Genomic DNA, 22,436 nt, shown 5'->3' with positions numbered 1-22,436 from the left:
CGCGCACCGCGAGTTTGCGACCGGGGTCGTTCAGCTTCGCGTCGCTGCTGACGGATGCGCTCTGGTCATGGACGATGGAGAAGGCGTTGCCGTAGAGACGCAACAGCCACTTGCGGAAACTGCGCCCTTCCCCTTCGCCGAAACCAAAGGGAAGCGCGTCCTTGGCCGCCTCGTCGGCCCGATTCTGCATCATCTGGAAAACGCCGTTCCGGCGATTCTTGTCCCAGACCTTGACCAGGGTGTTGGGCTCGGTGGGGTACGTCATCTCCGGGATGTGCCGGGCGACGGCCGCCCGGACCGCCCGGTCGATCGCGTTGGCGAGCTGCGTCAGCTGGACCACCCTCTCCTGGGCGCCCTCTTCCCACTTGAGCTCATCGAAGTCGTAGCCGCCGACGATCATGACCGGATCGCCGGTGATGGTGCGGAGGATCTGGTCATACGCGGCCAGCACGCCGCGGCCCTTGGGGGCGCGGACGCCGCCGTCGGGGTCCTGGCTCAGGACCTGCACCTGCTGGTTGACCTTGCTGAGGACGGTGACCGCGCGCTTGGTGTGCGTGGACGTGAAGACGTGCCCGCGCAGGAGCCCGTACGGCACCGCCTTCGCCCGCTTGCTGCCGATGCCCTTCCCCTCCTCGTCACGTGCGGCCTTCTTGTGCGTGTCGTCCAAGCCGTCGTACGTGTTTTTCACCGTGCTGAACGGAACGGTCTTCTTGCTGTTGATATCGAACCATTCCGGAGTCCAGACGAAGCCGAACGCGATCATGCGCAGCTTGTCCGGGCGCAGGATCGCCCCCAGTGCTTGCGAGATCGCGGGGACGCCACTCTTCGAACGCTTCGGGTCCAGGCGTTCGGCGGAGTTGACGCCGATGATGACGGCGGTCCTGGCCCAGGCCACCTTCTTTTCGGGGGAGCCGGTCCACGCCTCTTCGAGATAGCGTGCGGCGATCCTCGGCTTCGCCTTCACCTCGTTGGGCGTCGCCACCATGTTGATGACGAAGGCGGCCGCGTACTTCTCCCGCATGGGATTGCCGATGTCATGCAGGGCGCCGACCGACACGCCGGCATCGGTGAGCCCGGTCGACGCCGCAGCCTTGCCGATCTTGTAAGGGAAGAGCGTCTTGAACGGGGTCTTTTTCTTGGGGTTGATGGAGACCGTAATGAAATAGGTGTTTCGGGCCGACTTTTCGAGTTCGATGCTGGAGAGGCGATGGCGCGCTTTGATGGCCGGAAGCCCTCGCCGTATGGTCTCCTCCGTCGCCGACTTGGCGTTCAGCAGACGCGTCGCGTCACGCACGGCGGCGTCGAGGGCCCGAAGCATGTCCTTCTTGGATCGCTTGTCGGGACGCTTCTTCTTCGGGTCGCGCTTCCGCTTCGGCCTCCGCCGGTCCGGACGTCGCCGCTGGTCCGGACGCCTCCGACGACGTGGCCTGCCCGGCCGCTTCCGGTCCGGCCGGCGCTTGGGCTTCGGTTTTGGCTTGGGCTTCTTTCTGTCGAAGGCGGACTTGATCTTGGACCATAGCTTCTTCACCAGGCCCACGATCTTGTCGATCACCCAGTCCACCGCCCGGTCCACCGGCTTGGACATCGCCTGGACGATCTGCTTGACGCGGGCCGCGATCCCGCCCACCCCCAGGATCGCGGCAAGGACGCCCAGCAGCACCGGGATGGAGCGGGCCAGCGCGCGCTCGATCATGCCCGGCACGCCGCCGCTGCCGCCCCTCGCGATCGCGATGACCGCGTCGAGCACCGCGCCCACGAACTCGATGATCTGGCGTGCCTGGGTGACGATGAAGCGCACGATGTCGATGATCAGCTTCACCGCCCGGACAAACGCCGACGCGGGGTTGAGCAGCGAGATCACCCACATGATCCCGGCGACGACGATGGTCGGCGTGACGTAGGCGATGACCTTGTCCAGCAGGTCCTTCTTCAGGTCGCCCACGCGCGTCTTGAGGTCGTCCCACATCCCCGCGACGCCCCGCTTACGGACCTCCGCGACCAGCGGCACCGCGGTCTCGGCCGCCGCGACCGCCGGTTCCATCTTCGGGACCTTGCGGACGATCCGGGCGCGGATGTTCTGCCAGGTCAGCCCGAGCAGACTGGCGAGCATCCGCAGCACGCCCTGGGCGTCGAACTTGGACGGCAGCTCGATGCCCGCCTCGGCGGTCTTGCCGAGCAGCCAGGACATGATGCCCTGTTGCAGGTGGCGTCCGATGTTCGCCAGGAACTGCTTGAGACCGGCGCCGACGGCCGAGACCAGGTTGCGCAGGAAGCCGATCGGATCCTTGAGGATCAGCATGACCGCCGACGCGGCCTTGGCCAGGACCGACAGCAGCAGCCGCTTCAGCTCCAGGATGGTGTTGATGACGGACTTGACCGCGTCCACGGCCTTGGCCACGAGGCCCTTGTTCTTCTCCTTCTCCGCGGCGATCTCGTCGTCGACGGACTTGAGCGCATCGGTGTACTTGGTGGCGAGCGTGTCGACGAGTTGCGTGCCCTTGTCGTCCACGGACTGCGTGAGCTCGTCGAACTTGTCGCTGAACTCGGCCGCCGCCTGCTGCCCGATGGACCGCAGGTCGGCCGGGAGCTTGCGCACGGCGGCCTGCAGTTCGGTCCGGCCCTGGGCGATGCGGCGCTTCGCCCGGTTCAGCTCGCTGCCGATGGTGTCGGCGACGTCGGAGATGACCTGCCGCATTCGGCGGACGTAGTTGTCGCGCGCCGCCTCGAAGATCTTGTCGGCCTCGGCGGGGAGCCCGGCGAACAAGTCCTTGACCCAGCGCGCCTTGCCTGTCCAGCCCGAGTACCGCCGGTCCTTGTACTCCTCCATCTTCCGCTTGTGCTCGGCGGTGAACGCGTCCCGCGCCGCCTTCTCTTCTCTGCCGAACTGGTCGTCGACCAGCTTGTCGAGGCCGTCGAGGATCGCCTCGACTTCCTTCTTCATGGTGTCGAAGACCCCTTGCAGGACCGCCGTGACCTGCGCCCGCTTCTCCTCGTCCCGGCCCTTGGCACCCGTCTTGCCCGCACCGACCTGCTGCCCGGTCCGCACCCGCTGGGCGCCTATCGCGCCCATGGCGGCGGCGCCGAGCCGCTGGGCCTGCGCGGTGGCGGCGCGCAGCTCCTTCTTCTCGTGCCCGCGCATCCGGCCGGGAGCCACCGCGGAGTGCTGTTCGGCGGCCTTCTTCTCGCCCAGGGCGTTCTTGAACGTCGGCTCGTTGGACTTCTTCAACTGCGTCTCGGTGACCTGCGCGTCCGTCATCTGCCGGTCGACCTGTGCGGGGCCGGCGGACAAGTCGGTGGCCGACGGCGGCAGTTTGTCCGGCACCGCGTTCCCCGGATTCGGCGTGCCAGGGGTCCCCGGGGGCCGGTCCGGGGTCATCGGCACGACCTTCTTGGGCACGGCCGCCGAGGTGTCCGGGGGAGCGGCGGTCGTCGTGGAGATCTGCTCGGCCGAGTCCGCCTTGCCCTCGCCGACCTTGCCGTGCACCTCCGCCCGCACCTCGTCGGCCTTGCCGGAGTCGGCGAACTTGTCCGCCTCGTCGAGGTTCTTCGGTGCCTTCTCGGCGATCGCCTTCTCGACCGCCTTGATGAACGCGTCCTTGTCGAAGTCCTTCGGCTGGGCCTCGTTCATCTTCTCGGCGTTGGCGGTCTTGCCCTGTGCCTCTTCGTCGTCCTTGGGCGGCCGGGCGGCGTCCTGCGCGGCCCCGGCTTCCGCCTTCGGGGGCGGATGGGAGCTCGCCACCGACCGCTTCTTGCGCTGTACGTCCTTCTTCAGCGTCGCGAACTTCGGATCGGCGCTCGGGCCGGGCCGCGCCTGCACATCCGGCGCGGCGCCGGAGGCCGCGGCAGCCGGCGCAGGCTCCGCCTCCGGCGTGTTCACTGGTGCCGATCGAGCCGCCGCGATCGCGCCATTGCCGACCGTATCCTGCCCGACGGGCGGCAACGGGGCTGATAGCGCTGATAAAGGCGGAAGCGGCGCGGCCCCGTGTCCGCCGGCCAAAGCGGCCGTCACCGCCGCATTGGACGGAGGAAAGTGGGGTCCTGCGGGGCTGCGTACTTCCGGCCGGTCCTGAGTGGGGACAGGTGCCGTCTTCGCCGTCCTTGGCCGCAGCGCGAGAGCCTTTGGCGGTGGCATCGGACGGAACCCTCCCACGGCATATCGGTGCCGACAGGAACTCGGTGTCCTGTCGACACCCCCGATGAAGGGTGGCAGCACGGGCGTGACGGCACCGTCACCCCCGTGTTCCTGAACCGTCTCCCTGCGAGGCGCGACAGCGTATGGCGACGGCCTGCATCACTCCCCACGTGGTGATGCAGGCCGTCGTCACGGTCGGAGCCGGGGCCTCGTTCCCGCGCTGTGCGGCAGAAGTGACGCTAAAGCGGATCAGCGGGGCGGACAACGGTGCACGGTGCGCACCGTGTGGCCACGAGATGTGCACGGTGCGCAGTCAGCCCGCCGAGGGCAGACCGGTGATGTGCAGGGCGTGCACCAGGTCGTGGATTCCGGAACCGGTCGTGAGCAGGTCGCGGCTGAGCAGGTGTTCGGCGGCGCGCAGATGGGCCCTGACGGTGTTCCGGCTGAGGCCCAAGTGGCGGGCGGTCCGCTGGGCGTCCGTGTTCGCGTCGATCCAGGCGCACAGGGTGGTGTGCAGATCGCGGCCACGGGTGTCCTGGAGCGGGCGGAGGAATTCCCGTGCCCATGCGTGAGCGGGCTCGGTGCGCAGCAGTTCGTCCAGGGTGGGCGTCGGCCGCCCGTACGCACCGCCGGAGCCGCCGGAGCCGCCGGAGCCGCCCAAGCTGTCGTCCGACTGCGGCCCGGGGGACAGGCAGAAGGCCAGGTCGAGGGCGGCACGGGTGCGGACGTCGCTCAGGTCGAGGCCGAGAGTTGTCTCCACCCGCCTGAGGTGGTGGGAGACGGTGTTGCGGCTGATGTCCAGCAGCCGGGCCACGGCGGATCTGGGGAAGGTGACGGCGAGCCGGGTGATGTCGAGGGTGGCCCTCGGCGTGGACCCCAGCGGACGGAGGAAGGCGCGGGCCCAGGTGCCCGCGTCTTCGTGGGGCAGCAGTGGCACCAGCGGTGTCCGGCCGAGGTAGGCGCCCACCCGTTCGGGTGTATGACGCGCCGCGGCAAGGGCGTGCAGGGCCTGCCCGTACGCCTCGGCGGTGGCGCCCAGCGGGTACGGGCTGCTGATGCCCAGCGCGTAGTGCGGATTCTCCCGGACCAGGCGGCGCAGCACCGTGCCCTGACCGTGGGCCGTCTCGGGGTCGGCGTCGGCCCCGTCGGCCACCTCGGTCTCGTCGGCCCCGTCGGCCCCGTCGGCCCCGTCGGCATCTTCGGCGACGAGGCAGATGAGGTGTTCCTTGAAGGCCGGGCAGTGCACCATCAGCCCCGTGCCGTGATAGCCCGATCCGTCCTGGTGGATCTGCGCCAGCCGGTCACGGTCCTCGGGGGTGCATTGCAGCAGATAGACGCGCAGCCGTTGGGCGTCCAGCAGCGCCGGGACGGCGCCGGTGGTCATCCGTCGGGCCAGTGTGATGTCCCCCGCCAGCAGGGCGCTGAACACGGCGAACCGCAGCTGTCGCGCCTTGTGCTGATAGCCGCGGAAGGTGGTGTCGGCGTCCTGTGCCCGGTCCAGGAGCGCGATGACGCTCCCTGCGTGCGAGACCAGTGACGCCGCGTCGGGGGTGGGCGCCGAGGTGCCGGCCACCACCAGGACCGGGCGTGGTGCGCGGGGGCCGAGTGCCTCCAAACGCACCTGAAGAGCTCCGGCCTCGGTGGCGGCCGCGGCCATCTGCCCACCGGCGAGCCGCGCGAGCGTGGGTTCGAGCGAGGGCAGGATCTGCCGTGGGAAGCGCGCGGTGGCCGTTTCCACCGCGCCCGCACTCCCGACCAGCGCGATATCGGCGTCGATCTGCCGACTCAGCCAGTCGAGAACCGCCCGTGGATCCGCCCCGGTCCTCCGGGCCATCTGCCGCCGCACCTCGTGCAGCAACTCGTCCAGCCACCCGGCGTGCGCCCGTGCCTCCACAGCAGTGCTCCTCCTCACCCCCCCCGCGGTCCGCCTGCCGACGTACTTTATTGACCGGTTCACGGGACTTGGGGGAGCGGTGTACGCATCAGGCCAGATGGCATGGGGCGGCAGCGGCCCGGAAGTCGTCTTCGTAGGCCGGTTGGGCGCCCTTCCGACGCGAGGCTCAGCGCAGGTCGGCCGGTGCGGGGCTGTCATCGAGGAAACCGCCCACCTGGTGCTGCCACAGCTTCGCGTAGGTGCCGTCCGACGCGAGCAGTTCCTGGTGTGTGCCCTGCTCGGCGATCCGTCCGCGGTCGAGGACGACGACCTGGTCCATGGCGGCGACCGTGCTCAGCCGGTGGGCCACCACAAGCGCCGTCCGCCCCTCCATGAGCCGCCACAGCGCCTCCTGGACGAGGACCTCGCTCTCGGAGTCCAGGGCGCTGGTCGCCTCGTCGAGCAGCAGGATCGGCGCGTCGCGCAGGATCGCCCTGGCCAGAGCGACCCGCTGGCGCTGTCCGCCGGACAGCTTGACACCGCGCTCGCCGACCATGGTGTCGAAGCCGTCCGGCAGCGCATCGGCGAACTCCGTGACATGCGCCGCCTCGGCCGCGCGCCGGATGTCGGAGTCGGTGGCGTCCGGTCGGGCGAACGCGATGTTGTCCCGCAGTGTGCGGTGGAACATCGCCGGGTCCTGTGGCACATAGGCGATCAGGCTGCGCAGGTCGGCCTGGCGCAGCCTGCTGATGTCCTGCCCCCCGATCAGGATCCGGCCGGCTTCGATGTCCGTCGTCCGCAGCAGCAGTTGGGTGAGCGTGGTCTTGCCCCCGCCGGACCGGCCGACGAGACCGACCCTCGTCCCGCTGGGCACAGCCAGGTCGAGGCCGTCGAAAAGTGTCTCCGCGCCCGCGTGGGCGAAGGCCACCTTCTCGAAGCGGACACCGGCGCCCTCGGACCGCAGCGGCTCCGGCGACTCCGGGTCGAGCACGGTCGGCGACGTCAGCAGCAGTTCGGTGAACTGCGCGGCCTCCGTCATCGAGCTCTCCAGACGGCGGTAGATCTGGTTGAACTCGAACATGATCCGCGTCGCGTTGGAGTAGTACGTGAAGGCGACCACGACCGCCTCCACACCGTGGCTGCCCCCGCCGAGCGCGACCGCGAGCAGCAGGCCCAGCGTGTTGGTCAGCACGGACATCGGCGCGACCAGCGTGTCGATGCGCAGATTGCCGTAGTCCCACGACCTCAGCGAGAGCCGCCGCGACTCCGCGACGCGGGACCGATGCTCCGCGGCCTCCCGTTCCTCGGCGGCGAACGCCCGGACCGTGTCCATGTTCATCAGGCTGTCGGCGACGTGCCCCGCCACCCGGGCGATCGCCTCCTCGCGCTGATCAACGAGCTTCTGGCGGCGGCGGATGAGGGGCGCCGCACACAGCGCCGTCAGCGCGATCATCGCCAAGAGCCCGACAACGAGCAGCGGGTCGTAACTCCAGAGCACCACCGACGCGAACACCAGCGGTACGAGGCTGCCCACGACCGAGAACGTCAGGGTGTCGATGAACTCCTCGAAGCGGGAGGCGAAGCTCAGGACCCGCTTGGTCAGCGACCCGGCGAAGTTGTCGTGGAAGAACGCCGCGTCCTTGGCGAACAACTCGTCCATGCCGATCACATACAGGTGTTCGATACCGTGCGCGTCAACGCGGTTCAGACAATGTATGCCGATACGCCACAGCAACTCCGCCAGCAGCAGGACGCCGACGAAGCCGAGAACGTAGGGCAGTGTCGAGCCGATCGAGACACCGCTGTCGTCGGCGATTCGGGCTACGAGCTTCGCGACGATCAGCGGCGCGATGTAGTTGATGCCGATATTGCCCAACGCGGGCAGGAGCATCGCGGGCACCGTCACCCGCCGGAGCCGGGACAACTCCCGTCCGTAGTAACGAAGCGCGAGGATCACCGAGCCCCTGCCCGGCGGGACCTCGCGCGATTCAGATGATTTCATCCCACCCCTGGGTTGTCGTGTGGCAGCCCATCAGATGCTTCCCACGCCACGGCCCGAAATCGCAGTGTCCCGTGACGACGCCCGCGGCGTCCAAGCGTTTTTCTCAGCCATCGGCAGGCCGCACACAGGTGCGACAACCTCCGACGGTCAGGCATGATCCCCTCCCTGCCGGCTGCGGCCCCAGTCCCGTGTCGGAGGGGCAGTGACCTTGGAGATGTGCGGTCGCCGCCGCCGACCGCCCAACTGGCGGCGCAGGTTGACGGTGGCGAGTCACGCCGTTAACGTGCGAATGGCGATGGGAGCGCTCCCAAGCTCGGGAAAACTCAATGCGGAAAAATGGCATCCATGACAACACTGCGTCGAGGAAACACTCGGGAGGAGAAATAAATGGTGTCACGTCAGAATGAATCCGCAGCCAAGGGACCGGAATTCCCAAGCCGGAGGTCCGTTCTGGCGACGATGAGTGCCTTACCGGCTCTCGTGGCCGCGACGCCTGCCGTGGGGGCATCCGCGGCGGCTGCCACTGTGATCGTCGACCCGTCGGCCGTGCGGCAGACGATCCGGGGCTTCGGTGGTATGAACCACACGGTCTGGATCAGCGATCTGACACCTGCCCAGAGAGACACGGCATTCGGCAACGGCGAGGGGCAGCTTGGGTTTTCCGTGCTGAGAATCCCCGTTCACGAGAACCGAGCGGACTGGAGCCGCGAGGTGGCGACGGCGAAGCGTGCGATCGAGTACGGGGCGGCCGTCATCGCGTCGCCGTGGAATCCCCCCGCTCAGATGGTCGAGACCTTCGTCCACGGCGATCAGTCCAACGCAAAGCGGCTCCGGTACGACATGTACGGCGCTTATGCGCAGCACCTGAACGACTTCTGCAGGTTTATGAAGGACAACGGCGTGAGCCTGTACGCCATCTCGGTGCAGAACGAGCCCGATTACGCGCATGACTGGACGTGGTGGACTCCGACCGAGATGATCCGTTTCCTGCGCGAGAACGCCGGCTCGATCGAGATCAAGGTGATCGCGCCGGAGTCCTTCCAGTATGTGAAGAGCTTCTCGGATCCGATTCTCAACGACCCGACAGCGCTCGCCAACCTGGATATTCTCGGGGCTCATCTCTACGGCACGCCGTACCAGAATTTCCCCTACCCCCTCTTCAAGGAAAAGGGCAGGGGCAAAGAACTCTGGATGACCGAGGTCTACTATCCCAACAGCAGCGATTCGGCGGACCTCTGGCCCCAAGCGCTCGACGTGGCGGAACATATCCACCATGCCCTGGTGGACGCCGAGTTCCAGGCGTATGTGTGGTGGTACATCAGGCGTAGCTACGGCCCCATGAGGGAAGACGGGCGAATCAGCAAGCGCGGCGCCACCATGGCGCACTTCTCGAAATTCGTCCGCCCGGGATATGTGCGGATCGACGCGACCTCGAATCCCCAGTCGAACCTCTACGTCTTGGCGTACAAGGGTGGTGACTCCAAAGTGGTCATCATCGCCATCAACAAGGGGACCTCGTCGGTGAGCCAGCCGTTCACCCTGGTGAACAACACCTCGTCCAGTGTGTCGTCCTGGTTGACGGACGCGAGCAGAAACCTCGCGTCTCTGGGCGCGATGAGCGTGTCGAACGGCTCCTTCACGGGCCAGCTTCCCGCGCGAAGCGTGACAACCTTCGTGACCGGGTGAGGCAAACCACGGTCAACCTTCGAATCGGTTTCGGTCGGCCTGGCGGGTCTCGACGGCCGGGTGCGCCGGGAGTGGACCCACCACCCCTTCGCAACTTCCACCAACGGCCTGGCCAGCGGGAATTCAACGGCGGAGGCGGCCCTTCACGCGCTGTACGAGGTGATCGAACGGGACGCCGTGGCGCGGCTGACCACACTGCCCAGGGCCGAACGCCCCCGTCTCGACCTGCCCTCCGTGGACGACCCCGACTGCGCGGAACTGCTCGACCGCTTCGGCGCAGCGGGTGTCTCCGTCACCGCGTTCGACGCGACCTGGCCGCCCGGCGAGGGCGGCACCGGCGTTCCGTGCTACCACGTGAGCGTCTGGTCGCCCGATCTGCCGGTCGTCGTGCCCGGATCCGGCTGCCACGGCGCGCCCGAGGTGGCGCTAGCCCGCGCGCTCACCGAGGCCGCTCAGGGACGGCTCACCGTGATCAGCGGTTCCAGGGACGATCTCAGCGACCGGCTCTACGCTCTCCAGGCGGACCCGGCGAAGGGCGCCCCTCGGTTGGCACCGTCGTTGCGGACCGTGCCCCTCCGGCCTCGGGAGACGGGCCACGATCTCGCCGAGGAGTCGCGTACCGTCGCGGCGGGCGTCACCACCCTCACCGGCACCGAGCCGGTGTTGGTCGAGCCCGGTCGGCCTGCGGGCGACGCCCGAGTCTGCGGCGGCCCTGGTCCGCGGCTTCTGCTGGGCCCCCGGCGTACCGCCCGACGACCTGATGCTGGAACTGCTGCGCGCGACCCCGGCCTGGGTGTGCGCCCAGCGGATCGTGGTCCGGGCCCTGCGGCTCAACCGCGAGCTGAGCCGGCTCGGCTATCCCGTCTCCCGGGTCTCCTCCGCCCGGCTGCACACCTACTTCACGGAGCGCTGGGGCACCGATCAGTTCGACAGCGCGATCCTGTCCTCCCGCTGGCGCGGCTGAAAACCGTCGAACCCTTTGCCCTGCGCGAGCGCGAACTTCAGAGGTGACGGCGTAGACGGCGTTGCGGCACGCGATGTCGCAGCGCACCATCGCGTGCTCGTCCTCCACAGGCGGGTGGTCACCACTCCCGCCATCTTCTACGATATTCCATGGATTTATGGAGGAAGCCCATGGCGGGAAGCACCACGGCCAGTGCGAAGGCGCAGCTGTACGACGCCTTCGCAGCCAGCGGCAAGGCGCTGGCCAGCGGAAAGCGCTTGGAACTGCTCGATCTGCTCGCCCAGGGCGAGCGCACGGTCGATGCCCTGGCCAAGGCGGCGGGGCTGAACCTGACCACGGCCTCAGCGCATCTGCAGACCCTCAAGCAAGCCGGGTTCGTCGCCACCCGCCGCGAGGGCGTACGCATCCACTACCGGCTCGCCGGCGACGACGTGGCCCAGCTGTTCGCGCTGCTGCGCAAGGTCGCCGAGGCCCACCAGGCCGCCGTACCCGCGGCCCGGGACGCCTATCTCGGTGAGGACGGCGCGGTGGAGGTCGGCCACGAGGAACTGCGCGCCCGCGTGGCGGCCGGGGACGTGGTGGTGCTGGACGTACGGCCGGCGGAGGAGTACCGGGCCGGGCACATCCCGGGCGCGGTGTCCATCCCGATCGACGAACTGGTTCGCCGGATCGGCGAGTTGCCCGAGGAGACGGAGATCGTCGTCTACTGCCGGGGCGAGTACTGCGTGCTCGCCTACGACGCCGTACGGCTGCTGACCGACCTCGGGCGGCGGGCCGTCCGCCTCAATGACGGCATGCTGGAGTGGCGGCTTGCCGAACTGCCCGTCGACTCCGGGGGCTTGGCATGAACGGCGGCCCCCGCCCCTACCTCCGGGGCCGGCCGGCGGACCGGTCTACCTGGACTGCAACGCCACCACCCCCGCCGACCCTCGCGTGGTCGAGGTGTTGGTGCCGCACCTGACGGACCTCTTCGGCAACCCCTCCAGCAACCACCCCTACGGCGCCGAGCCCGGCAGGCGCTGGCCGAGCCCCGGGCACAGGTCGCCGCTCCGAGACGCCACCGCCCCACCCACCGCCACCGGAAGAGACATGACCAGACCCGCACCAGACGCCGACACCACGGGCCCGATATCCGACACCCCCGACACCCCCGAGACCACCCACACCGCCCAGGCACAGCGCCGCATCCTGCGCGTCCTGGTCGCCTCCCAGATCCTCAGCGGGGCCGGACTCGCCGCCGGTGTCACCGTCGGCGCGCTGCTGGCCCAGGACATGCTCGGCACCAGCAGCCTCGCCGGGCTGCCCAGCGGCCTGTTCACCGCCGGGTCCGCACTCGCCGCCGTCGCCGTCGGTCGCATCTCCCAAGCCCGCGGACGCCGCCCCGGCCTGGCCACCGGCTATCTCACCGGAGCCATCGGCAGCGCCGGAGTCATCACCGCCGCCGTTCTGGACACCTCCGTCCTGTTGTTCATCGCCCTGTTCGTCTATGGAGCCGGTACCGCCACCAACCTCCAGGCCCGCTACGCCGGAGCCGACCTTGCCCAGCCGAACCACCGCGCCCGCGCCGTGTCCACCGTCCTGGTCGCCACCACCCTCGGCGGCGTCGCCGGCCCGAACCTCGCCGCACCCACCGGCGACCTCGCGGAAACCCTCGGCATCCCCCACCTGGCCGGCCCCTTCATGCTGGGCGGTGCCGCCTACGCCCTGGCCGCGCTCGTCCTCGCCATCTGGCTGCGACCCGACCCGCTGCTCACGGCCCGCACCCTCGCCGCCGCCGAACAGTCCAGCAACTCCGCCACCGATACGTCCCCAGCCACCGACGCCGCACACGAACGCCGCGGAGGCGTGGTCCTCGGCGCGCTCGTCATGATCCTCACCCAGCTCGTCATGGTCGCGATCATGACGATGACCCCGGTCCATATGCACGACCACGGCCATGGCACCGCCGCCTCAGGCCTCGTCATCGCCATCCACATCGGCGCCATGTACCTGCCCTCACCGATCACAGGCCGGCTCGTCGACCGCTACGGCCCGCCGAAGATCGCCGCCGCGTCCGGCCTCACCCTCCTGGCCGCCGGCATCCTCGCCGCCACCGCCCCCGGCGACTCCGTCGCCCTCCTCGCGCTCGCCCTGGCCCTGCTCGGCCTCGGCTGGAACTTCGGCCTCGTCTCCGGCACGGCGATCATCACCGACACCGTGCCACTCGCCACCCGCGCCAAGACCCAGGGAACGGTCGACGTCTCCATCGCCATCGCGGGCGCCACCGGCGGCTTGTCCTCCGGCATCGTCGTCGCCACCGCCAGCTACCCCATCCTCGCGCTCACGGGTGGCGTCCTCGCCCTCGCGATCCTGCCCGCCATCGCCGCGACCGCGAGCAGCCGATGAGCCAACCCCACTTCTGCCGGAGCTGGGAACTCCCGGTTGGGTAGTCACGAAATCATTGTGTGATCCCACAAGTGCATTGGTGCACGCGTATGCACATAATAGAAGGAGGGCGCCCTGACATCACTCTCCCGCGGCGACATTCCTGAGAGGTGAGCCACGCATGAAGGCCCACGAACACCCCCATCCCCCGTCTCCAGCACATGCCCACCCCAAGGGCCATGCATCAGCTCATGACCATGGGCACGACCACGACCACGACCACGACCACGGACGCAGCCACGATCACGACCACAGCCACAGCCACAGCCACGGCGAGGGCCGCTGGTCCCGCTGGAAGCACCAGGTCACCCACATGGTGAAGCCGCACTCGCACGAGGCGGCGGACAAGGTCGACTCCGCGATGGAGTCGTCCGCCGAGGGTATGCGCGCCCTCTGGCTGTCCCTGGCGATCCTGGGCGCCACCGCGGTGTTCCAGACCGTGGTCGTCCTCATCTCCGGTTCGGTGGCGCTGCTGGGCGACACCATCCACAACTTCGCCGACGCGATGACCGCACTTCCGCTCGGCGTGGCCTTCGTCCTCGGGCGGCGTGTGGCGAACCGTACGTTCACCTATGGCTACGGGCGGGCCGAGGATCTGGCCGGAATCGTCATCGTCCTGACCATCGCCGCCTCGGCGGCACTGGCCGCCTATGAGGCCATCGACCGGCTGATGAATCCGCGCGACATCTCCCATCTGGGCATCGTCTCGATCGCGGCGGTCGTCGGCTTCATCGGCAATGAATGGGTGGCCCGCTACCGGATCCGGGTCGGGCGGAAGATCGGCTCGGCGGCCCTGGTCGCCGACGGACTGCATGCCCGCACCGACGGCTTCACCTCTCTCGCCGTGCTGCTGGGCGCCGGCGGCGCCGCGCTCGGCTGGCAGCTCGCCGACCCGATTGTCGGCCTGCTCATCACGGCTGCGATCCTGCTCGTCCTCAAGGACGCGACACGCGAGGTCTTCCGCCGCCTGATGGACTCCGTCGACCCCACCCTCGTCGACAAGGGCGAGGCCGCGGTGCGCGAGGTTCCCGGGGTGCGCGACGTGAGTGAGCTGAGGATGCGCTGGATCGGGCACAAGCTGCGCGCCGAGGCCACGGTCGAGGTGGACGGAGGGCTGAGCGTACGGGAGTCGCATGCCGTGGCGGTCGACGTCGAGCATGCGCTGATTCACGCGGTGCCCCGGCTGACCGCCGCCCTGGTGCACACCGACCCGGCTCTCGGGCCGGACGCGGACGACCCTCATCTGGCGCTCGCCCACCACATGACATGACATCAGGCCCCGGCTGACACGGCCGGGGCCGCCATATCAGGCATTCGTCCAGACCAATTGGCGTCAGGGTCCTGGATCTATTCGGCATGCCCTTTTCCGGGAAATCGGCTGCCGCCCGCACATTCCGGCTTCGGCGAGCAGGTGACATGACGGCAATGGGTTGTTTACAAAATATCATCGACAACCTATCGACAGCGCCATCATCGCCGCTTACCTTCGTCAACCAAGCGCCACCTCCCCGATTCCGGCCATCCTCGGCCGCGCCGACTCCCCGAACGGCTGGGAAGTCTCAGTAACCCCAATCGGATCAGTGAGACCCATGAACAAACCGCGCTTGGCCCTAGTACTGATAGCAACGACCCTGACGCTCACGTCCTGCGGAATGGGCGGCCAGACCTCCAGCGGCGGCGGCGCAACAGGCGCTCGGTCCATCGTGGTCGACGAACCGTTCGCGCCGGCCGCCAACTGGGCCCTGGAGACCGACGACTCCTTCGTCCTCAGCAAGGCGGGCTGCCTGGAGACCCTGGTGAAGTACCAGACGGGTGGCGGGATCAAACCGATGCTCGCCGCCTCCTGGAAACAGACCCGCCCGACGACCTGGGACTTCACCCTCCGCCCGGGAGTGACATTCCAGGACGGCACCCCGCTCGACGCGAAAGCGGTGGCCGGGGCCCTGAAACACGCGCTCGCCGCGAAGACTCCGGCCCCCGGCTTCTCGCCCGAGACGATCGCCGCAGTCACAGCGGTGGACGGCTCGACCGTGCGGATCACCACCCCCGCCCCCGACGCCCTGCTGCCCTACCGGCTCGCCGCCCCCAACACCGGAATCCTTGCCCCGAAGGCATACACCGGATCGTCGACCAACCCCGAAGGAACGTGTACCGGTCCGTTCCGTATCACCAAGGAAATCCCCCAACAGGCAATCCAGCTCAAGCGCAACCCGAAGTACTGGAACGGCCCGGTGAAGCTGGCCTCCGCCGAGGTACGGTTCATCGCGGACGGCGCCAAACGGGCCACCCAGATACAGACCGGGGAAGCCCAGATATCCAGAAAGCTCCCCGTCCCGAGCGTCCAGGACCTCAAGGGCAACTCCTCCGTCGAGGTGCTGACCGAACAACTTCCCCGAACCACGGAACTCGTCCTCAACAACAAAAAAGCCCCCTTCGACAATGAGAAGGTGCGGCAGGCGTTCCAGGCGGCGATCGACACCAAGGCGATCACCAACGCCGTCTACCAGGGAGCGGGGCAGCAGGCCGTCGGCCCGTTCGGCCCCGGAGAACCCTGGACACCCGACGGGGCCGCCCCGGTGAAGGCCGACCCGGCCAAGGCCAAGGCCCTGCTCTCCGAGGCCGGGGTGAAGCCCGAGTCGATCAAAGTGTCCCTGATCGCCTACAACGAGGGATCGGGCTTCTCCGATCTCGCCGCCATCATCCAGCAGGAACTCAAGGCCATCGGCGTGAAGGCGAGCATCCGCACCGCCGACTACGCCTCGGTGGAACCCGACCTGCTCTCCGGCGACTTCGATGCCGCCCTGCTCTCCCGCAACCACCTCGGCGACATGCCCGACCCGCTGGGCTATCTGACCGCGGACTACACCTGCAAGGGCAGCTACAACCTCTCGCACTACTGCGATCCGAAGACCGACGGCCTCATCAAGAAGGCAGCGTCCGCGAAGGACCCCGACACGCGCTACGCCGACTACGCCAAGGTCGCGGCGGAGCTCCAGTCCCGCGCCGTGGATGTCTTCCTCGTCCACGAGACCGAGTCCGTCGCCGTCGCCTCCGGCCTCAAGGGCTTCGCCGTCCACCCGTACTACACCCTCACCGCGAACCTCTCCCTCGGCACGAAGTAACTCGGCACGAAGTGACGCCGCACCACCCAAAGGAGCACGCTGTGATCGACTTCCGGCCCAAGTACATCACCTTCGACTGCTACGGCACCCTCACCGCCTTCGGGATGTCCGCCCTCACCCGTGAGCTGTTCGCCGATCGCGTCGCGGCCGACCGGATGGAGGACTTCCTCGACGACTTCGAGGCGTACCGGATCGACGAGGTGCTGGGCGCCTACCAGCTCTACCCCGACGTCATCAGGCACGCCCTGAAGCGGGCCTGCGACCTGTGGGACATCGAGTACCGCGACACGGACGGCGCGGCCATCGTCGCCGCCGTGCCCACCTGGGGTCCGCACCCCGATGTGCCGGACGCGCTGCGCACCCTCGCCGACAGCTATCCGCTGGTCATCCTCTCCAACGCCGCGAACGACCAGATCGGCGGCAACGTCGAGAAGCTGGGCGCCCCGTTCCACGCCGTGTACACGGCCGAGCAGGCCCGCGCGTACAAGCCGCGCTTCCAGGCGTTCGAGTACATGCTGGAGGAGTTGGGCTGCGACCCCGGTGAGATCCTGCATGTGTCCTCGAGCCTGCGCTACGACCTCATCCCGGCCCACGATCTGCGGATCCCCAACAAGGTCTACGTCAACCGGGGTTATGAGCCCAGCGTGCCGTACTACGGCTACCACGAGGTCTCGGCCCTGTCCGAACTGCCCGCGCTGCTCGGGCTGTGAGCACGGTGAAAACCGTTCCGTACTGGCTGGACACGGCCCCGCCCGGCCCCGACCGCAGCGCGGCGGAGGTCGGTGGCCGCACCGATGTGGCGATCGTGGGGGCCGGGCTGACCGGACTGTCCGCCGCGCTGCACCTGGCCCGTAAGGGCGCCCAGGTCACCGTACTGGAGCAGGAGAGCGTGGGCTGGGGAGCGTCGGGGCGCAACGGTGGCATGTGCACCACGGGGCTGGCCATCGGCTTCCTCACCGCCGTGCAGCGCTATGGCATCCCGACCGCCAAGGCGGCGTACCTGGCCTACAACGAGGCCATCGACACCGTCGAGAAGCTGGTGGTGGAGGAGGAGATCGACTGCGACTTCTCCCGCACCGGAAAGCTCAACCTGGCCGCCAAGCCCGCGCACTACGAGCGGCTGGCCCGCACCCATGAAGCACTCGCCGACCTGATCGGCTACCCCACGCAGCTGATCCCCAAGAAGGACATCAGGTCCGAGGTCGGATCCGACCACTACCACGGCGCGATGGCGGACCCTCAGGGCGCCGGGTTGCACGTGGGCAAGTTCGTCCGCGGTCTGGCCGAGGCCGCCGCCGCTCAGGGGGTGCGGATCCTCGAGAAGGCCCCGGTCACCAGGGCCCGCCGGGTCAGCGGTACGGCGCACGATCTGACCACCCCGGTCGGCACCCTCCGCGCCGATCAGGTGCTGGTCGCCACGAGCGGCTACACCGGGTCCCCGTTCCGCTGGCTGCGCAACCGGATCATCCCCGTCGGCAGTTTCATCATCGTCACCGAACCGCTTCGGCAGGAGGTGGTCGACGAGCTCATGCCCACCCGCCGGATGGCCTCCGACTCCAAGAACATCCTGTACTACTTCCGCATCACCCCCGACAACCGGCTGCTGTTCGGCGGCCGGGCGCGGTTCGCCATGTCCAATCCCCAGTCCGACCGGAAGAGCGGACAGATTCTGCGCAAGGGGATGCTCTCGGTGTTCCCGCAGCTCGACGGCGTGCGCATCGACTATCTGTGGGGCGGTCTCGTCGACATCAGCCTCGACCAGATGGTGCACTCCGGCGAGCGGGACGGTCTGTTCTACTCCGTCGGCTACTCGGGCCACGGGGTCCAGATGGCCACCCACATGGGCCGGCAGATGGCCGATGTCATGGACGGCCGACCCGAGGCGAACATCTGGCGCGGCATGAAGTTCCCACGTGTTCCCGGACACTTCGGGCCGCCCTGGTTCCTGCCGTTCGCCGGGGCCTACTACCGGGCCCTCGACATCATCAAGTAGCCCACCGCCCACCTGCCGGAAGAGCCCGGAAAGGAGGAGTGAACGATGGTCAGATTCATCGTGCGGCGGCTTCTGGTGCTGCTGATCACCCTGCTCGCCGTATCAGCCGCCACCTTCGCCATCCCGTACGCCTCGGGCGGCGACCCCGTCCGGACGATCCTGCGGTCCAGAGTCTCCGACCAGGCCCTCGACCCCTCGGCGATCGCGGCCCTGCGCTCCGAGCTCGGGCTCGACCGGCCGATCCTCGTGCAGTATCTGAGCTGGCTCGGCCGGGCGGTGCGTGGGGACTTCGGGATGTCCTTCACCAGCCGCACCCCGGTCGACCAACTGCTGGGCACCGCCATCGGCGTGTCCGGCACCCTGGCCGTCATCGCCATCGGGCTGGCCTTCCTCGCGGCCCTGCCCCTGGGCACGCTCGCCGCGATGCGGCCGGGGAAACGGGTCGACAACGGAGTGACCCTGCTGACGCAGAGCTTCGTCGCCGTCCCCGAATACTGGCTGGCCCCCATCCTGGTGCTGGTCTTCTCCCGCTACCTCGGCTGGCTGCCCTCGGCCGGATGGCGCGACCCGACCTCCATCATCCTGCCCGCCCTCACCCTCGCCCTGCGGCCCATGGCCTACTTCACCCAGGTCACCAGAGCGGCGATGAGCGATGTCCTGGCATCGCCGTACATGACCGCCGCCCGCAGCCGGGGACTGAGCGGAGGCCAGGCCCTGCTGCGGCACGGGCTGCGCAACGCACTGCTGCCGGTGATGACGCTGTTCTCCCTGTGGTTCGCGGGGCTGCTCGGCGGATCGGTGGTCGTGGAGGTCATCTTCGCCATCCCCGGAATGGGCCGGCTCGTCTACAGCGCCGTGGTCAACCACGATGTCCCGCTGATCCAGGGCGGAATCCTGTGCACCGTGGCGCTGGCGGTCCTGATCACCACCGTGACCGACCTTCTGTACGCACTGATCAACCCGGCCGTGAGGGTACGCGATGGCGCTGTCTAGCTCTCTTTCCCGTGATCCCGTACCCTCCACCGCACCCCGGCGCCTCGCGCACCTGACCGCCACCGGTCTGCGCGCGGTCACCGGCCGGCACTGGACGCTGCGCATCGGCGCCGTCGTCCTGGCCCTGGTGCTGACCGTCCTGCTGCTCACCCCGTGGATCGCACCGTACGACCCGGCCCACCAGGACCTCGGACAGCGGCTGTCCGGGCCCGGTGCCCACCATCTGCTCGGCACGGACCAGTTGGGCCGGGACATTCTCAGCAGGCTGATGTACGGCGGGCGCTTCTCGGTGTCCATCGCGGCGGTCACCCTGCTGCTCTCCGCCGTGATCGGCACGGTGATCGGAGCCTTCAGCGCGCGGCGCGGCGGGATCGTGGACGAGGTGGTCATGCGCACCACCGATCTGCTGATCTCCATCCCCGATGTGATCGTCGCCCTGTTCCTGATCGCGGCCTTCGGCACGGGCTACGGCATGCTCATCGCGGCCCTGACCATCGTCGGGTGGACCCCCTTCGCCCGGCTGATGCGCGGCCTGGCCCTGGAGATCAACAGCCGGGAGTACATCGAGGCCGCCGAGGCGCTGGGCTGCTCCAAGGTGTTCATCGTCTTCCGCCATGTCATCCCCAATGCACTGCGGCCCGTGCTCTCCCTGGGTTTTCTGCGGTTCGGCCACAAGCTCATCACCGTCGGCGGACTGTCGTACGTGGGGCTGGGCGTGCAGCCGCCCGACTCCGACTGGGGCGCCATGCTGCTGGACGCCCAGCCCTATATGCAACGCCTCCCGCTGCTGGTGATCGCCCCCGGCGCCGCGATCTTCGTGACGGCGCTGAGCGTCACCCTGATCGGCCACGGCATGGAACTGAAGCGCAAGAGGAGGACGGATGCCTCATGACTCCACGCCGGCGGCACCGTCGGCTACCCCGGTCCGCCGCACCACGCTCGCCGCACAGGTCGTGGAGCAGATCCGGTCCCGGCTGCTCACCGGCACCTTCCCGCCCGGCTCCCAGCTGGGCGAGGCCGAACTCGCCGAATCCCTTGGGGTCAGCCGCGGCCCGGTGCGCGAGGCCCTCGCCCGCCTCGTCCATGAGGGACTGCTGCTGAGCGAGCCCCATCGCGGGGTGTTCGTGCCGCTGCTCGGCGAGGCCGACGTCCTCGACATCTACTACGCCAGGGAGGCGCTCGAGGCCGCGGCCTTCCGCCGGGTCATCACCGCGCCCAGACCGCCCGGCCTGCTGTCGGCCCTCGACGAGACGGTGGACGAGCTCGCCCGTGCCACGCGCACGGGTGACTGGTCGAAGGTGGCCGACCTCGATGTGCGGTTCCACTCCCTGGTGATCGAGGCGGCCGGCAGCCCCCGCCTGCGCCGCATGTTCGACACCGTGATCGCCGAGACCCGGCTGTGTCTCAACCTCCAAGCCGATGCCGACCCCGCGCGGCTCGACCTCGTCGACGAACACCGGGAGCTGGCGCGGCTGATCGCGGGCGATGACGTCGCCGCCGCGCTGGCCACCCTCGCCCAGCACTTCGAAGAAGCCACCGTGACCGTGCGCAACCGCCTTCGCGCGGTCCGACGCTGAAAGGACCCCGGACATGCGCCTGCCATACCGCCCCCCGCCGACCCCCGAGACCACCGGCGACACCGCGCTGGAGATCCGGGGCCTGCGGGTGGAGTTCTCAGAGCCCGGTCACGCTTCCGCCACCCCCGCGGTCGACGGCCTCGACCTGACCGTCCGGCGCGGCGAGATCGTCGCGCTGGTCGGCGAGTCGGGCTCCGGCAAGACCATGACGGCGCTGAGCGCCATCGGGCTGCTGCCGCCCGGCGCCCGGGTCACCGGCGGCCGGATCACCCTCGGCGAGGAGGACCTGGCCACCCTGCCGCCGAAGCGGATGAACCGCGTTCGCGGCCACCGGCTCGCCATGCTCTTCCAGCAGCCCAAGGCCATGCTCGACCCCACCTGCACGGTGGGGAGCCAGGTCGCCGAACCGCTCCGGCTGCACCGAGGGCTCAGCCGCCGCCAGGCAAGGGCACGGGTCGTGGAACTCCTGCGCGACGTCGGCATCCCCGAACCCGAGCGCAGAGCCTCGGCGTACGCACACCAGCTCTCCGGCGGAATGGCCCAGCGTGTGATGATCGCGGCAGCCCTCGCCGCCGACCCCGCCATGATGATCGCCGACGAGCCGACCACCGCTCTCGACGCCACCGTCCAGGCCCAGATCCTGCGGCTGCTCCGCCACAAGCAGCGCGAGTCCGGTATGGCCGTGCTGCTCATCACGCACGACCTCACCATCGTCACCTCGATCGCCGACCGGGTGGCCGTGATGTACGCGGGGCGTGTGGTGGAGGAGGGATCGGTACGGGAAGTCTTCGACGCCCCCGAACACCCGTACACCCGCGCCCTGTTGAAGGCATCGCTGCTCCAGTCCGAGGAGGGCAAGCTCTTCGCCATCCCGGGCAGCGCGACACAGTCCCGCGCTCTGGACCACGGATGCCGGTTCCAGCCCCGATGTCCGCTCTCCCAGGACCTGGGGATCGCCGGCCGGTGCTCGGGCGCCGAGCCGCCACTGCACACCTGCGGTGGTGAACACCGCTGCCGCTGCTGGGCGTCCGAGCACGGCACCGAACTCCGTGGCGAGGCGGTGGGCGTATGAGGGCGCTCGCGAAAGCGGACCGCGCCCCCGACCTCACGGCGCGACAGCCGCTCGTCACCGTGGAGGACGTGGTCAAACACTTCCCGGTGAGGGGCGGGGTGTTCAGCGGCAAGGCTTACGTCCGCTCGGTCGACCATGTGTCTTTCACCATCGCCCCCGGAGAGGTCCTGGGTCTTGTGGGTGAGTCGGGCTGTGGCAAGAGCACGCTGGCCAGGGCCATGCTCGGGCTGACCCCGGTCGACTCCGGGCGCGTCCTCTTCGACGGCGTCCATGTCGCCCGGACCAGGGGGCGCGACCGCAAGGTGCTGCGCCGCTCGATGCAACTGGTCTTCCAGGACCCGTTCGCCGCACTGGACCCGCGGATGCGGCTGGGCACCAGCCTCGACGCACCGCTCGCCCAGCACGGCCTGGGCCCTCGGGAAGAGCGCCATCAGCGCATTCTCCAGGTCCTCGACCAGGTGGGGCTCGACGCCTCGTTCCTCGGCCGGCGCCCCGGCGAATGCTCCGGCGGCCAGCTCCAGCGGCTCGTGGTGGCTCGCGCCCTGCTGCTCCGCCCGCGCCTGCTGATCTGTGACGAGCCGACCTCCGCGCTCGACCC

The 22,436-nt window shown here is 69.0% G+C and carries 16 protein-coding genes and 1 pseudogene; 14 read left to right on the top strand and 3 right to left on the bottom strand.

The window, feature by feature from the left end; genetic code table 11:
- From CCN51_RS32480 to CCN51_RS32470, 3 genes are all read right to left on the bottom strand, one after another.
- Nucleotides 1-4,009 (bottom strand): phage tail protein (locus tag CCN51_RS32480; protein ID WP_245881719.1); only part of this gene is annotated, 4,009 nt, incomplete at its 3' end.
- Nucleotides 4,010-4,445: 436 nt separating this feature from the next.
- Nucleotides 4,446-6,026 carry a helix-turn-helix domain-containing protein gene (locus CCN51_RS32475; protein WP_014173083.1) on the bottom strand — a complete coding sequence of 527 codons (1,581 nt, stop codon included), beginning with the start codon at nucleotides 6,024-6,026 and terminating at the stop codon, nucleotides 4,446-4,448.
- 166 nt (nucleotides 6,027-6,192) lie between these two features.
- Nucleotides 6,193-8,007, bottom strand: coding sequence for an ABC transporter ATP-binding protein (locus CCN51_RS32470; RefSeq protein WP_086013631.1), 1,815 nt, complete (start codon nucleotides 8,005-8,007; stop codon nucleotides 6,193-6,195).
- A 387-nt stretch (nucleotides 8,008-8,394) separates the two neighbouring features.
- On the opposite strand from CCN51_RS32470, the gene xynC reads away from it, so the two are divergent.
- The 14 genes and pseudogenes from xynC to CCN51_RS32405 all read left to right on the top strand — a co-directional run.
- Nucleotides 8,395-9,693 (top strand): glucuronoarabinoxylan endo-1,4-beta-xylanase XynC, encoded by a 1,299-nt coding sequence (xynC, locus tag CCN51_RS32465; protein WP_043485994.1) that lies wholly within the window; start codon nucleotides 8,395-8,397, stop codon nucleotides 9,691-9,693.
- 60 nt (nucleotides 9,694-9,753) lie between these two features.
- Nucleotides 9,754-10,386 (top strand): annotated as a pseudogene (locus CCN51_RS60195) (YcaO-like family protein); the annotation flags it as partial.
- A gap of 67 nt (nucleotides 10,387-10,453) precedes the next feature.
- On the top strand, nucleotides 10,454-10,657 hold the full coding sequence (locus tag CCN51_RS58105; RefSeq protein WP_043485992.1) for a hypothetical protein: 204 nt from the start codon (nucleotides 10,454-10,456) through the stop codon (nucleotides 10,655-10,657).
- 170 nt (nucleotides 10,658-10,827) lie between these two features.
- On the top strand, nucleotides 10,828-11,505 hold the full coding sequence (locus CCN51_RS32455) for an ArsR/SmtB family transcription factor (protein ID WP_014173079.1): 678 nt from the start codon (nucleotides 10,828-10,830) through the stop codon (nucleotides 11,503-11,505).
- A 241-nt stretch (nucleotides 11,506-11,746) separates the two neighbouring features.
- Nucleotides 11,747-13,042: an MFS transporter gene (locus CCN51_RS32450; protein ID WP_043488637.1), complete on the top strand. Its 1,296-nt coding sequence runs from the start codon at nucleotides 11,747-11,749 to the stop codon at nucleotides 13,040-13,042.
- 160 nt (nucleotides 13,043-13,202) lie between these two features.
- Nucleotides 13,203-14,351, top strand: coding sequence for a cation diffusion facilitator family transporter (locus tag CCN51_RS32445; protein ID WP_043485990.1), 1,149 nt, complete (start codon nucleotides 13,203-13,205; stop codon nucleotides 14,349-14,351).
- Between the two features lie 433 nt (nucleotides 14,352-14,784).
- Nucleotides 14,785-16,203, top strand: coding sequence for an ABC transporter substrate-binding protein (locus CCN51_RS32440; protein WP_158104720.1), 1,419 nt, complete (start codon nucleotides 14,785-14,787; stop codon nucleotides 16,201-16,203).
- A gap of 41 nt (nucleotides 16,204-16,244) precedes the next feature.
- Nucleotides 16,245-16,913, top strand: a complete 669-nt coding sequence (locus CCN51_RS32435) for a haloacid dehalogenase type II (protein ID WP_014173075.1) — start codon at nucleotides 16,245-16,247, stop codon at nucleotides 16,911-16,913.
- A 5-nt stretch (nucleotides 16,914-16,918) separates the two neighbouring features.
- Nucleotides 16,919-18,196, top strand: a complete 1,278-nt coding sequence (locus tag CCN51_RS32430; RefSeq protein WP_014173074.1) for an NAD(P)/FAD-dependent oxidoreductase — start codon at nucleotides 16,919-16,921, stop codon at nucleotides 18,194-18,196.
- A 45-nt stretch (nucleotides 18,197-18,241) separates the two neighbouring features.
- Complete coding sequence (locus tag CCN51_RS32425) at nucleotides 18,242-19,189, top strand: ABC transporter permease (protein WP_014173073.1); 948 nt, start codon at nucleotides 18,242-18,244, stop codon at nucleotides 19,187-19,189.
- The gene (locus CCN51_RS32420) at nucleotides 19,176-20,081 is read left to right on the top strand and encodes an ABC transporter permease (RefSeq protein ID WP_014173072.1); all 906 of its coding nucleotides are present in this window, start codon (nucleotides 19,176-19,178) and stop codon (nucleotides 20,079-20,081) included. Before CCN51_RS32425 ends, CCN51_RS32420 begins: the two co-directional genes overlap by 14 nt.
- Nucleotides 20,071-20,766 carry a GntR family transcriptional regulator gene (locus tag CCN51_RS32415; RefSeq protein WP_014173071.1) on the top strand — a complete coding sequence of 232 codons (696 nt, stop codon included), beginning with the start codon at nucleotides 20,071-20,073 and terminating at the stop codon, nucleotides 20,764-20,766. The genes CCN51_RS32420 and CCN51_RS32415 overlap by 11 nt, the downstream gene beginning before the upstream one ends.
- 13 nt (nucleotides 20,767-20,779) lie before the next feature.
- Nucleotides 20,780-21,838, top strand: a complete 1,059-nt coding sequence (locus CCN51_RS32410) for an ABC transporter ATP-binding protein (RefSeq protein WP_014173070.1) — start codon at nucleotides 20,780-20,782, stop codon at nucleotides 21,836-21,838.
- A partial coding sequence (locus CCN51_RS32405; RefSeq protein WP_143675949.1) for an ATP-binding cassette domain-containing protein occupies nucleotides 21,835-22,436 on the top strand: 602 nt, incomplete at its 3' end. The genes CCN51_RS32410 and CCN51_RS32405, both read left to right, overlap by 4 nt.

This window comes from Streptomyces milbemycinicus, assembly GCF_002154605.1.
Lineage (GTDB): Bacteria > Actinomycetota > Actinomycetes > Streptomycetales > Streptomycetaceae > Streptomyces > Streptomyces milbemycinicus.
The sequence above is the reverse complement of the archived record's forward strand: the minus strand, read 5'-3'. Positions and strand labels throughout refer to the sequence as shown.

Excerpts from the sequence above, each read along its gene's own strand:
- CCN51_RS32470 (WP_086013631.1), bottom strand. The coding sequence starts at position 8,007 with ATGAAATCATCTGAATCGCGCGAGGTCCCGCCGGGCAGGGGCTCGGTG.
- xynC (WP_043485994.1), top strand. The coding sequence starts at position 8,395 with ATGGTGTCACGTCAGAATGAATCCGCAGCCAAGGGACCGGAATTCCCA.
- CCN51_RS58105 (WP_043485992.1), top strand. The coding sequence starts at position 10,454 with ATGCTGGAACTGCTGCGCGCGACCCCGGCCTGGGTGTGCGCCCAGCGG.
- CCN51_RS32455 (WP_014173079.1), top strand. The coding sequence starts at position 10,828 with ATGGCGGGAAGCACCACGGCCAGTGCGAAGGCGCAGCTGTACGACGCC.
- CCN51_RS32450 (WP_043488637.1), top strand. The coding sequence starts at position 11,747 with ATGACCAGACCCGCACCAGACGCCGACACCACGGGCCCGATATCCGAC.
- CCN51_RS32445 (WP_043485990.1), top strand. The coding sequence starts at position 13,203 with ATGAAGGCCCACGAACACCCCCATCCCCCGTCTCCAGCACATGCCCAC.
- CCN51_RS32425 (WP_014173073.1), top strand. The coding sequence starts at position 18,242 with ATGGTCAGATTCATCGTGCGGCGGCTTCTGGTGCTGCTGATCACCCTG.
- CCN51_RS32420 (WP_014173072.1), top strand. The coding sequence starts at position 19,176 with ATGGCGCTGTCTAGCTCTCTTTCCCGTGATCCCGTACCCTCCACCGCA.
- CCN51_RS32415 (WP_014173071.1), top strand. The coding sequence starts at position 20,071 with ATGCCTCATGACTCCACGCCGGCGGCACCGTCGGCTACCCCGGTCCGC.
- CCN51_RS32410 (WP_014173070.1), top strand. The coding sequence starts at position 20,780 with ATGCGCCTGCCATACCGCCCCCCGCCGACCCCCGAGACCACCGGCGAC.